Origin of the sequence: Pseudoalteromonas rubra (assembly GCF_000238295.3) — a bacterium.
GTDB classification, from domain to species: Bacteria; Pseudomonadota; Gammaproteobacteria; order Enterobacterales; family Alteromonadaceae; genus Pseudoalteromonas; species Pseudoalteromonas rubra.
Genome location: NZ_AHCD03000037.1, coordinates 25,589 through 38,156, shown reverse-complemented (window position 1 = coordinate 38,156; position 12,568 = coordinate 25,589). Strand labels below are relative to the sequence as shown.

General features: G+C 50.4%; 12 protein-coding genes. 4 read left to right on the top strand and 8 right to left on the bottom strand.

Translation table 11 applies throughout. The features are described 5' to 3' along the window. Positions 1 to 4 precede the first annotated feature (4 nt). A complete protein-coding gene (locus PRUB_RS18265; RefSeq protein ID WP_010386968.1) occupies positions 5 to 313 on the bottom strand; it encodes an ArsR/SmtB family transcription factor in 309 nt (102 codons plus the stop codon). Between the two features lie 114 nt (positions 314 to 427). On the opposite strand from PRUB_RS18265, the gene PRUB_RS18260 reads away from it, so the two are divergent. Then, complete coding sequence (locus PRUB_RS18260) at positions 428 to 616, top strand: YgaP family membrane protein (protein ID WP_010386970.1); 189 nt, start codon at positions 428 to 430, stop codon at positions 614 to 616. 3 nt (positions 617 to 619) lie between these two features. Further along, on the top strand, positions 620 to 967 hold the full coding sequence (locus PRUB_RS18255) for a rhodanese-like domain-containing protein (RefSeq protein ID WP_010386972.1): 348 nt from the start codon (positions 620 to 622) through the stop codon (positions 965 to 967). On the opposite strand, the gene PRUB_RS18250 is transcribed toward PRUB_RS18255, so the two are convergent. After that, the gene (locus tag PRUB_RS18250; RefSeq protein WP_040644942.1) at positions 952 to 1,455 is read right to left on the bottom strand and encodes a DUF6653 family protein; all 504 of its coding nucleotides are present in this window, start codon (positions 1,453 to 1,455) and stop codon (positions 952 to 954) included. The two genes, PRUB_RS18255 and PRUB_RS18250, sit on opposite strands and share 16 nt — an antisense overlap. Before the next feature lie 197 nt (positions 1,456 to 1,652). Between PRUB_RS18250 and PRUB_RS18245 the strand changes: the two genes are divergently transcribed. Then, complete coding sequence (locus PRUB_RS18245; protein ID WP_010386976.1) at positions 1,653 to 4,238, top strand: serine hydrolase; 2,586 nt, start codon at positions 1,653 to 1,655, stop codon at positions 4,236 to 4,238. Here PRUB_RS18245 and PRUB_RS18240 read toward each other — a convergent pair. The 5 genes from PRUB_RS18240 to speA form a co-directional block, all read right to left on the bottom strand. Beyond that, the gene (locus PRUB_RS18240) at positions 4,235 to 5,053 is read right to left on the bottom strand and encodes a substrate-binding periplasmic protein (protein WP_010386978.1); all 819 of its coding nucleotides are present in this window, start codon (positions 5,051 to 5,053) and stop codon (positions 4,235 to 4,237) included. The genes PRUB_RS18245 and PRUB_RS18240 overlap by 4 nt on opposite strands. A 109-nt stretch (positions 5,054 to 5,162) precedes the next feature. After that, positions 5,163 to 6,368 carry a mechanosensitive ion channel family protein gene (locus PRUB_RS18235; RefSeq protein WP_010386979.1) on the bottom strand — a complete coding sequence of 402 codons (1,206 nt, stop codon included), beginning with the start codon at positions 6,366 to 6,368 and terminating at the stop codon, positions 5,163 to 5,165. Beyond that, entirely contained in the window at positions 6,365 to 7,285 is a 921-nt protein-coding gene (locus tag PRUB_RS18230; RefSeq protein WP_010386982.1) for an acetyltransferase, read from the bottom strand. The genes PRUB_RS18235 and PRUB_RS18230 overlap by 4 nt, the downstream gene beginning before the upstream one ends. A gap of 25 nt (positions 7,286 to 7,310) precedes the next feature. Continuing rightward, complete coding sequence (locus PRUB_RS18225) at positions 7,311 to 8,234, bottom strand: acyltransferase (RefSeq protein ID WP_010386983.1); 924 nt, start codon at positions 8,232 to 8,234, stop codon at positions 7,311 to 7,313. 154 nt (positions 8,235 to 8,388) lie between these two features. Further along, positions 8,389 to 10,269, bottom strand: coding sequence for a biosynthetic arginine decarboxylase (gene speA, locus PRUB_RS18220; RefSeq protein WP_010386984.1), 1,881 nt, complete (start codon positions 10,267 to 10,269; stop codon positions 8,389 to 8,391). Between the two features lie 239 nt (positions 10,270 to 10,508). Between speA and speE the strand changes: the two genes are divergently transcribed. Continuing rightward, the gene (gene speE, locus PRUB_RS18215) at positions 10,509 to 11,375 is read left to right on the top strand and encodes a polyamine aminopropyltransferase (protein ID WP_010386985.1); all 867 of its coding nucleotides are present in this window, start codon (positions 10,509 to 10,511) and stop codon (positions 11,373 to 11,375) included. 76 nt (positions 11,376 to 11,451) lie between these two features. On the opposite strand, the gene hemE is transcribed toward speE, so the two are convergent. Further along, entirely contained in the window at positions 11,452 to 12,519 is a 1,068-nt protein-coding gene (gene hemE, locus PRUB_RS18210; RefSeq protein WP_010386986.1) for a uroporphyrinogen decarboxylase, read from the bottom strand. Positions 12,520 to 12,568: the final 49 nt, after the last annotated feature.

Genomic DNA, 12,568 nt, shown 5'->3' with positions numbered 1-12,568 from the left:
TCATTCATGGTGTATCCTTGTCGGCACAGAAGAGCTGATAAAGCTGCTGCAAGATCACCAGCACCTTATCATCCGCAATGCGGTAATACACAGTAGCACCAGCGCGTCGTGAAGCAACGACCCCAGTTTTCCGCATTGCAGCCAGGTGCTGAGACAGTGCAGATTGAGCCAGTGGAACCCGCTCATTCAACTCACCGACACTGAGTTCTGTACTTTGCAAACTGCACAAGATCATCAACCGATTCCGATTCGCCAGCATCTTAAGTAATGCTTCAGCCTGTGCGGCGCTGTCGGCCATTGCATGTAAATCCATACTTTTCCCCACCTTAATGATGTGGCGAGTATAGAACACAACATTAGGAATTACTAATATTAGATCTTGCTAATGTTAAATCTTGCCATATACTTGAAGTCAGGAGGTACACTTATGAGACTGGAAGCCGCTATCAGATTGATCGCCGGCAGTATGCTGATACTGTCATTGTTACTGACCTGGTTTATGGATCCGCGCTGGGTGTGGTTGAGTGTGTTTATCGCATTGAACCTGATCCAATCCGCCTTTACCGGCTGGTGCCCGATGATGACCTTGCTCAAAAAACTTGGAATGGAGAATTAAGCGATGCTGACATCCCCACAGGACATTTTAAAAACCGTCAGGCCTAATCAGCGCTGTATCAGCGCGCAACAGGCCAAAGCAGAAATGGCCACCAATCAGGGCTTATTGATTGACGTGCGAGAACCTCAGGAACACCAGGAAAAAGCTGCCCCGGGGGCACTGAATATTCCCCGTGGCGTGCTGGAGTTTCAATTGCCTTCAGTGGAAAAAGATCCAAGCAGACCTCTGTACTTGCACTGTGCCGCGGGTGGCCGGGCGGTGTTTGCCGCAGAGCAACTCACCCGCATTGGCTACCAGAATGTCAGCGTGATCACCTGTAAAGTCGATGAGGTGTGTCAGGTCTTTGCCTGACGTGCCGCCAGCTTCGCATCTGAGCGGACAACACTCTGATACAGCCAGACCATACGATCAAGAAACCAGGTTTTGCTCAGGATCACGCCCAGTGCGCCGACGCTGGTGCTGATGGCCTCCTGAAACCACAGGCCAACACCACATACCAGGGTACTCAGCGTGAGCAGTGCCATGATGATTTTAATCACCTGATAATGCACCAGTGGCACCCGCTCCAGCTGATAGATTAAGATCTGCTCACCCAATACGGCTTGTGATGCCCAATTGTGAGTATCTCTGGGTTTGCTAAAACACCTGGGGTTCAGCCACACCCAAAGTAACAACACCACCAACAGCGGCCAAAAAGCCAGCCCCAGCCAGTCACGCCACCACAGGCACGCAATCAACAAAGGCAAACAAGAATAACGGCTCCAGACACTCCAGGGGTTGGCATGGCGCGCCCATACTTCTTCGCTCATCGCGAAATACTTCGCAGCAGTTCGTTGCATCACTTCAACCTCATACGATCAGTTTAGTTCTCCACCAGTGTAGCCAGAGTCGGCGTTACCCTCTGTTTAAAAATGTCAATGACCGGGTACATTTTCTGACCCTTTGGCGCAACTCGCTTACAGCGCCGACACGCCTCACCCCCTACACTGGCCACACTACAACACCGCATTTGGGTAATTCAGTTAAGGACACAGTCATGTTCAAAGACTTTTCTCTGCTTATCTCAGGATTGATTATCAGCACCGTGCTCAGTGGCTGCGGCGACAGCAAGGATCATCGCGGGGCATTACAAAAGCTCCCGGGGATCTGGCAGAAAACCGCCTATGGTGAAGTACTCGATATCCGCGCAGATCGCATGCAACGTTATGAATTTAATACTCATGCCTGTATCAAATTGGCACAGCGTACCCTACCACTGAACCCACAAAGCGAAATAGCCCAGGCTCAGCTCAGAAACACAGGACAACTGCAACTGACTTATGCGGGCGAAGTCTATCCGCATATCTATGACCCGCAGACGTCACTCCCCGACGTCTGTCAGTCGCCCTTATCCATTGATACACAAGCCAGCCCTACGGAGGTGTTTGAATACTTCTGGCACACATTCAACGATTATTACGCCTTTTTTGCCCTGCGCGACATGGACTGGCAAACACAGTACAACCTCTATCGCCCACAGATCCATGATGCGATGTCTGATGATGCTTTGTTTGAGGCATTAACAGAAATGATTGCGCCCCTTGCCGATGGTCATGTGTCGGTTGCCAGCACACCTGGCCACCCCTATTTTGTGATGAAAGATGCGCCTATTTTGCGTGCGGCGCGGGGCACAGCCAGTTACTACCTGCGCTATAACATGCAACTGACCGATGAACAGGTCTTTTCAGAGCTGGTTCTGGACTCACTGCAAGTCACTCAGCAATACCTGGTACCAGGCAGTATGGGCAGCTTTCCGGCTGAGCAAGAAGAAAAAACCTTGCTCTGGGGTAAGACCAAAGACAACATCGGTGTACTGGTGATCAATAACCTCGCGCGCTTCAGCAGCGACGCAGAGGCTAGTGAAACTGAGCATCTCGACGCAGCCAATGTGCTGATTGACGGCATTATGGCAGCGCTGGCCGACACCGAGGGACTGCTCCTGGACATTCGCAACAACACTGGCGGCGACGATGCCATTGCCCTGGCGATTGCCTCTCGCTTCAATACCAGTAAACGCCTGGCATTTAATAAACAAGCTCTGAACCAGGCCGGCCAGGGGGTGTTGCTCAGCCAGTCTTTGCAAACTCACCCCAATGCGTACACCAAACCCATTTATTTACTCACCAGTCCGCTGACCATCAGCGCTGGCGAAATTCTGACTATGGCCATGATGCATTTGCCACACGTGACCTTGCTCGGAGAGGCAACATCTGGCGCCTTATCGGATAAACGCTTTTTCACCTTGCCCAATGGCTGGCAGATATCCCTCTCGAACGAAGTCTACCGGGATGCGCAGGGTACTTTGTATGAGCAACGTGGGATCCAGCCTGATATCACAGTACCTGCATTTTCCATGCATGCACTCGAAAGCGGCCGGTTTGAAAGCTATGATCATGCACTGACTTTACTGGGTAAAGACCCCAAACCTCAACTAACTGTCAGAGAATTTGAACGCCAGCTCAGGGCGCTTCAGCAACAGGGCAATATTCCCGCCGTGGCCGTTAATATTATTCACGACGGCCAGTCGGTCTATCAACAGGGGTTTGGCCATGCGGATGAGCAAGGCACAGCGGTTAATGCACATAGCCGCTTCTATCTGGGGTCGGTGAGTAAAACGCTGCTGGGGGCGACTCTGGCCCAGGCCGTTGAGCAACAACAGGTTGATCTTGATGCGCCTGTGGAACGTTACCTGAATTTCTCTATCGATTTTGGCGTGCCGTTGGCTCAGCCTATTACGTTACGGCAGCTGATCACCCACACCAGTGGCATCATGGATCGCGATGCCATCTATCGCTGTAATTACTTTGTACATACCGACGGCAGCAGTTTATACAACCGTTTCAGCCAGGAGAGCGCATGTGAGGAACCAGCAGACACCAACCTCGACCGTTTCTTCGCCGCTTACCTGACACAATCCGGCAACCACTATCACACTGACAATTTTGTCAGCCGCTTTAGTCTGCGCAATAATGAGGCCGCTGTATACACCAATATCGGTGCCGCACTGGCAGCCTATGTCACTGAGCAGGCAAGCGGGCAAACCTTGCCTGAGTTAACCCAGGAGTATGTCTTCACCCCACTGGCGATGCAACACAGTGAATGGGGCATTGCCCAGCCAACTAAACCTGTGGTGCCACGTTACATTCATCACCCGGACACACAACAGCCGATGCCTTTGCCTGACTATGGCAACATCACCTACAGTGAAGGCAGTGCCATTTCTACCGCACACGATCTGGGCAATTTTCTGATTGCCGTCATGCAACAGGGCAAACTCAATGGAGAACAACGTATCCCGGCACGTGCCGTAGCGGCCATGCTGGCGCCACAAACCGATATCCCGAGCATCTCGGTAGAGCGAGGTTTCTTCTGGGGGCTGGATGGTGACAAAATCTACCACAACGGGGAAGATCCGGGCGTCCTCACCCAGATATATGGAGATATGCGCCATCAGCGTGGCTTTGTACTACTGACCAATGCAGATTCAGGCAATGATACCAGTGCTGAGGCTTATGACGACATAGCGCAGCTGGTACTGTCATTCAGTTACGGCATCATGAAGGCGTCACACACCGCGCCTTAAAAGGTATTTTTTGGTGTGCTCCCCGTCTCTTCTGATAATAGCTGAGGCGGGATAGCTGGCAATTGATAAGGCGCTACCAGCTTGTCCAGGATTTTGTTTTTTGCCATCCGCTGCATATGCTCAGTGAACTCACGCCCCACATGGCTTTGTGCAAACGCATGACTCATCGCCATGTGCCCATAGATCACCTGAGTATGACGATAGTCCATTTTTCTCAGCTGATGCGCGGGCTGAGCAAGCACATTCATGGCCAGATCGGCCGTATCCTCGACTGCAATCACGAGATCGACCCGCCCTTTTAGCACCAGATCTACAGCAATACGCTCTGAGGGCACTTCAACCTTATCGAGCCGACTATCCTGATCAAAACGAGGGAAAAAAGCAGCACCGCGCATCACCGCGATCCGCTTGCCGATGAGATCTTCATAGCGATGAACTTCAATCTGGCTATGCTGGTGGCTGTAAAAGACAAAGGAAGAGGACAAGGCCATATAGGGGGGAGTCACAAATGCCATTTGACGTTCACGGTCAGGCGTTCGGATCAGCCCGCCCATCACGTCGACTTCCCCCTGCGCCAGCATACGAATACAACGAGAGAAAGGACAAGGGACGGCTTTGACAGCGATGTCTTCATCACTGTGGTGTTTAATGTAATTAAGAATATCGAGAATTAAGCCTCGTGCGTTACCCTTGTCATCGAGGGCACTGTAAGGGGGAGCGTGGTCGATCGCTACCAGAATTTGTTCATGGTCTGCCAAGGCCTGTTTTATTGAACACAAGCTCATCACCAGCATGATTGCTACAAAATACTTCATTGCACTACCTACCTCTTGGGCAACTCAGCAACCTAACTCGTCTCCATGTCACAAATATGTCATAAAAAGATAAAGTCTGAATCGTTAAGATAACACAAGGATTTGCAGCTTACTCTGGTTTTTTGTGATTTATTTCGTTTTGATGACTTGAAATAACCTGGTAGGGTCGCAGCCCAAAATATGGCATCACCGTCAAGACGTGGTCCAGCACATCAGCCTGTAAATGCTCATACTGCACCCAACGTTTGTCCCGGCTGAAACAATACAACTCTACCGGCAAACCATACTGTGTCGGTGCCAGCTCTCGTACCATACAGAGACAATCCGAATTTACCTGGGGATGTGCTTTGAGGTAGGTTTCGGCATAACGGCGAAACACAGAGACATTGCTCCAACGCTGCACTGTGGAATCTTGTAACAGCGCAGCCACCTCAGGTAACGCCTCACTGAGCGCGTTCAGTTCATCCTGGCTCAGTAAGCGAATAGAATCAAAATCAAGGTATATTGCCCGCTTGATCCGCCGCCCATTAGACTCTTGCATGGCACGCCAGTTTTTAAACGAATCCGAAATAATTTTATAGGTTGGAATGGTTGTGACCGTATTATCCCAGTTGCGCACGCGCACTGTGTTCAGGCCAACTTCAATGACCTCACCGTCCGCGCCAAATGCATCCACCTGGATCCAGTCGCCCGTCGCCAGCAAGCGGTTGGCTGCAATTTGAATACTGGCCACCAGTCCAAGTATGGTGTCCTTAAACACCAACAGCGTAACCGCCGCGATGGCACCAAATCCGGACAGAATATAAGTGGGCGATTTGTCTATGGCGAGGCTGATCACCAAAATGGCACACACAATGAAAATCAGTAACTTGCTAACCTGTACTAAGCTCTGAATCGGCACACTTTTGGCAAATGGTTGCTGGTCGTAAATCGCGTTCACAATGTTGACCAGGCTACTTAGCAAAAAGCCAATACTGATGATCAGCAGTCCCTGAGACACCACACTCATTACATTGAATAGGCCTTGTGGTGCCAGAAACAAGGCTTCTTTGAAGGCGATAAACAACAGCGTGCACACCACCATCGAAAAGCGACCACTGAATTTGCTGAGCTGGGGTGCCAAAAAGCCGATTTTAGAGTTGGAGTAAGCACTCAGAAACTGCTGAACCCGAGGCAGAAGCCATTGACGTATCAACCAAAACACCAGCAGCAATATCACCAGAGCCAGTATGTTGGTACTCCATATCAGCAACCCACTGTGTGCCGATGCGCCAAGCCAGGGCGTAAGTGCTTCACTGAGATGCGTCACTTTCATAGCTGTTTTACCTCTTCGCCACACACAGCTTCCCGAGCTTGCTGCTGTTCCCAGTAAGCTATCAGCTGTGCGTCTTTGTCGAGCCACAACTGATTAAGGTAAGCCTGAAAAGCAATCCGGTATTGTTTGTCCGTCTGATAGTTACCCTGCGGGACGGATCCCATAGACAACAACTGGATCCGCACCTCAATACGCTGCAACTTACCACACATAAAGCTACGGCAAATATGCTGGTCCGGACTTTGATAAATGACGGTGGCGTCGAGCAGGCCGTCCAGTTGCTGGGCCAACACCTCTAAGGCAAACGCAACGCCGCCGGCCTTGGGCTTAAGCAAGTAGTGAAAATCCCCACCCTGACGTTGATGCTTCTGCGCGGTAAAGCGCGTGCCTTCCACGAAGTTAATCACGGTTGTAGGGTGCTGTCTGAAGTGACGACAACTGTGCTGGGTTCGCTCAACATCCATGCCTTTGAGCTTGGGATTTTTGGCAATTTTAGCCTTACTTGCCCGTTTCATAAAAGGCATACCCAGTGCCCAGGCACCAGTGCCGATCAGAGGCACGTATTTAAGCTCGTCTTTGAGAAAGAACTTTGGAGCAGGCAGTCTGTCGAGCGCACTCAGCACCACGATATCTAACCAGCTGATATGATTAGCAACCAGTAAATACCAGGCCTGATTACTCATATGCTCGGGTAAACTGAGAGTGATGTCAGGACAGCCCAGCTGGAGCCCGACACGATTGCCCCGACACCAGCCTTTATAGGCCCAGTGTAGGAGGTCTGATACACCTCGCAGTGGCAACACGCATTTCACCAGCCCCAGCGCAAACACGACAATACCCCACAAGAGCGTATTCGCCAGTAGTATCGCCGTCGCGGTTGCCCCCGCTAGCCAGGCTGGTAAAAACTTTCTCAACATGCCACCTCCTTAACCAACTGTACTATCAGGACTGTTGCGACTTTTCATGATGTTCAGCAGCTACCTGGGCACTGCCATGGCGCGCAACGAAATCGACCAACTGTTGGTCTTTCTGCCCCCATAAGCGATTCAACTCGCTTTGGAAGCGCACTCTAAACTCGTTGTCATTGCTGTAGTCGCCAATCAGGTCTGCACTCACCGGCATCAGTTCAACCTGTACATTGACCTCGCCTACACGACCCGCAACAAAGTCCATAAAACTGGGGATCCCCTGCGGATAATGAAGGGTGACATTCACTACCTGGTTGATCTGCTCGCCCATTGCCTGCATCACAAACGCGATCCCCCCGGCTTTGGGTTTTAGCAAATGCTGAAACGGACTGCGCTGCTGCGCGTGTTTTTGTTCGGTAAAACGCGTCCCCTCCACAAAATTTACAATACTGACAGGCATGGTTTTAAATTTCTCACACGCCTTGCGGGTCGTTTCCACATCTTTACCGCGCAGTTTAGGATTTTTCTTCAACTGACTTTTACTGGTGCGCTTCATAAACGGGAAATCCAGCGCCCACCAGGCCAATCCAAGTACCGGTACGTAGAGTAATTCTTTTTTCAGAAAAAAGTTCAGAAAGGGAATTTTACGGTGTAATACCCGTTGCAAGATCAAAATATCGACCCAGCTCTGGTGATTGGCGATCACCAGATACCAGTCTTTGGCTTTCATCGTCTCTGGCATTGACACATTGAGACGAAACGGTGAAATAACAGACTGGTTAAGATTGTTACCGGCAACCCATAAACTGGCGCACCCTTTGGCAATGCGACTGGCCACTTTTTGCAGTGGTGCAATAGGTAATAGTTTGATCACACCCATCAGAAAAATGGGGATAAACCAGACCAGTGTATTAATAACGTATAACAATAACCCCAGCACCTGGCGGATTAGCGACATGCAATGTTCCTTTACTACGACTGAAGATGGTCTGTGTGACAATGCATTCAGACCATATGATTAGAATAACGAACTGGCCCTATTACATCATACCGGGGCCTTGGCTGCCAAGCATCGTTAGATAGCCCGTTGTGACAGGCAGATCGTTTGAAGCTTAGTCTTCAAAATAGGTATAACCGCTGAGTCCGGCGTGTAACTGAGCCAGATAATCGGCTTTGGTTGCATCATCGACCTGGAGGGCGGAGATTTGCGTGGTAAAGTTTTCCGCCAGTGCCGCTTTGTCATAATGGACGAATCTCAGTACGTCCTCAACGCTGTCACCTTTAATGGCATTGCTCAGCTCATACCCTGTCTGGGTGAGTTCAACATGTACTGAATCTGTATCGCCGAACAGGTTGTGTAAATCGCCCAGAATCTCCTGATAAGCGCCTACCATGAACATCGCAATATGGTATTGCTCACCCGGCTGATAGGGCGGAATAGGCAAGCTGGACTCAATCCCTGCGCCTTCCACATATTCGCGGATCTGACCATCTGAATCACAGGTGATATCCTGGATCACTGCACGCTGCGTCAGCGGCTGATCCAGTGCCGCAATAGGCATCACAGGAAACAGTTGCTGGATCCCCCAGACATCCGGCAATGACTGGAATAGCGAGAAATTGACAAACAATTTATCGGCCAGTTTTTCATTGAGCTCATCCAACACCTCACGATGCGAACGCGAATGCACGTTCAGACACTCTCTGACTCGTTGCAGGGTGGTAAAATAAAGTTGCTCAATTTGCGCCCACTGCTGCATGTCTATCAGGCCATGGACATATTGATCATGACCATCACCAAACAGATGCATCGCATCATGGTATGTTTCTATTGCGAGTCTGGGTGTCAGTCGTTGCAGTGACAACCATAACTCCTGCTGGATATGGTGTGCAGAAGGCGTTGGGGCGCTCGGCGTGGTCTGAAAAGGCGCTTGCTCTACATCAATCACGTCGGTGATCAGTACAGCATGGTGTGCCGTCAGTGCCCGGCCAGATTCGGTAATAATATCAGGGTGACGCAGCCCATGCTGCTCAGCCACTTCGGCAAATGCCCCTACCACATTACGGGCATATTCAGCGACTGTGTAGTTCATTGAGCACGCACTGCGAGAGCCCGACCCTTCGTAATCCACCCCCAGGCCACCACCCACATCAACCGTTTTTAGTGGTACACCCAGCTGCGACAACTCCGCATAATGACGGGCACATTCACGCAGTGCACGCTGAATATCACGGATGTTGGCGATCTGCGAGCCAATATGGAAATGCACCAGTTGCATCAGATGCAGTTTGCCTTGGGCGGTGAGCTTGTCTACCACGCTCAGTACCTGACTGGCTGTCAGACCAAATTTGCCTTTTTCACCACCGGTATTTTGCCACTTCCCTTTGCCAATGGAGTTCAGGCGGATACGAATACCTATGGTGGGCTCAATGCCCAACACCGCGATCTCCTTCAGCAAAGTATCCAGCTCAGACAGCTTCTCAATGACGATGTGCACTTTATGCCCCATGGCCTGGCCTATCATCGCCAGGCGCAAAAACTCGCTGTCTTTATAGCCATTACACACTATGGTGATGGGGTCTTTGGCAATCCCTAAAATGGCCATAAGCTCGGGCTTAGAGCCCGCTTCCAGGCCAACCAGGCCACTCGGGTGTGCCAGTAACTTGCTCACCACGGAGCGCTGTTGATTCACTTTGATGGGGTAAACACAGGTATATTGCCCCTGATAGGACTTTGCAGCAGTCGCGTGTGAAAAAGCCTGTGTCATGGTTTCAACGCGACTATTTAGAATATCGGTAAACCGCACCAGCACCGGCAAGGTCAGGCCTTGCTCTTTAAAACGCTCGGTTAATTCAACCAGAGAAATGGCCGGTTTAGCGCGATCGCCATCGGGATAGGCGACCAGCTCCCCCTGATCATTGATGTCAAAATACCCTTCACTCCAGTGAGTAACGTTATAAGTGGCTCGTGCGGTTTGCAAACCCCAGGTCATGGCAGTCTCAATTAACTAGCTTTACAGATCGCATATTTTAATACTTTAGGCCAAGATGTGACAATCTTTTACCACCCTCTTAGTAAAACGCAGGCATGATTTATCTGTTATGCCGGTAGCCTGAGCCGACCTGCGGTATTTTGTCCCTAACCGAGACGGTGTTTATACGCTAAAATAGATTGAGCTGGGGCGAAAGCGCTGGCAAAATCTCTGAAAATTACATCTGCATGAAGGCAACAATGTCAAATTTAGAAGCAAACCGCTGGTTTACTGAGATCAGCGACCGTGATGGCAGCGCGTTCTCATTACGCGTCACTCGTAAACTGGACGAGATCCAGTCACCATTTCAGAATGTTGAAATGTATGAGACCACAGATTTTGGCAATCTGATGATCATTGACGGCTGTACTATGGTCAGCACCCGGGAGAACTTTTTCTATCATGAAATGATGAGCCACCCGGCTTTGTTTTCTCACCCGGCCCCTAAAAATGTCGTGATCATCGGTGGTGGTGATTGTGGCACACTGCGCGAAGTGCTTAAGCATCCGGATGTAGAAACCGTGACCCAAATCGACATTGACGAAGTCGTTACGCAAATGTCGCTAAAATATTTTCCAGAGCTTTGTGCCTCGAATGACGACCCGCGTGCAACCGTCATGTTTGACGATGGCATCAAGTATATGCACGATGCAGCACCTGAGTCCGTCGATGTGGTTATTGTGGATGGCACCGATCCGGTGGGACCAGGCGAAGGTCTGTTCAACCATGCATTTTATACCAGCTGCCTCAAAGCACTGCGCCCGGGCGGTATTTTAGTGCAACAAAGTGAATCTCCTCTAATGCACATGAACCTGCTCAAAGCCATGCGTCAGGCAATGCTGGACGTGGGTTTTGTGGACCTGCAAACGCTGCCTTTCCCACAGCCTATCTACCCGAGCGGCTTGTGGTCGGCGACGCTGGCACGTAAAGGGGAATCGTTTAACGGCTTCCGTGAGCAAGATGCCGAGCAAGCCAGTTTTGAAACTGAGTATTACAATACCGGCGTACACAAAGGCGCACTGGCAACCCCAGGTTTTATGCGTCGCGCTTTTGAAAGTCAGGACTAATCGGTGATCACTGAATCCTTTTCATAAAAAAACCCGGCAACAGCCGGGTTTTTTACTAATTACATCAAGCTATCAGTTAGTCCTGATGGTACTGACGGCTAAACTCATGCACTGCATTGATAAACACGCCGGCATTTTCCGGGTCCACATCTGGAGTAATACCATGTCCCAGGTTGAACACATGTCCCGATCCCTGACCATAGCCAGACAGAATGTGCTGTACTTCTTCGCGAATACGCTCTGGCGTACCATGCAACATAGACGGGTCCATATTGCCCTGCAAAGCGACTTTATCACCAACACGACGTCTGGCATCTGCAATATCAATTGTCCAGTCCAGACCAACCGCATCACAACCCGTTGCCGCAATGGCTTCAATCCACTGACCGCCATTTTTGGTGAAGAGTGTGACCGGCACTTTACGGCCATCATTTTCACGGATCAGACCATCAACGATCTTGTGCATATATTGCAACGAAAATTCTTTGTAATCACGCGGGCTCAGTACGCCACCCCATGAGTCAAAAATCATCAGCGACTGAGCACCGGCTTTCACCTGGGCGTTAAGATAATCAATAACTGAGTCTGCCACTTTATCCAGTAACAAGTGCAAAGTCTTAGGCTCAGCGAAGGCCATCTTCTTGATCTTGCCGAAGGTCTTGCTGCTGCCGCCTTCAATCATGTAGGTCGCCAGTGTCCAGGGTGAACCAGAGAATCCGATCAGTGGCACTTCACCTTTCAATTCACGGCGAATGGTGCTCACAGCATTCATCACATAACCCAGCTCATCGGTTGGGTCCAGCTTAGGCAGTTTTTGTACATCGCTCAGCGAGCTGATTGGACGCTCAAACTTAGGTCCTTCACCGGTTTCAAAATACAAGCCCAGACCCATCGCATCTGGGATCGTCAGGATATCGCTGAATAAGATCGCCGCATCAAGCGGGTAACGACGCAACGGCTGAAGCGTAACTTCACATGCCAACTCTGCGTTCTTACACAGGCTCATAAAGTCTCCGGCCTGCGCTCGGGTCGCTCGGTATTCAGGAAGATAGCGACCTGCCTGACGCATCATCCAAACGGGCGTAACATCTACGGGTTGTTTCATCAACGCGCGCAGGTAACGATCATTTTTCAACTCGCTCATAGCGTAATTTCATTCCAATGCTGTAAAAATTGCTCAGATTGTATCATTA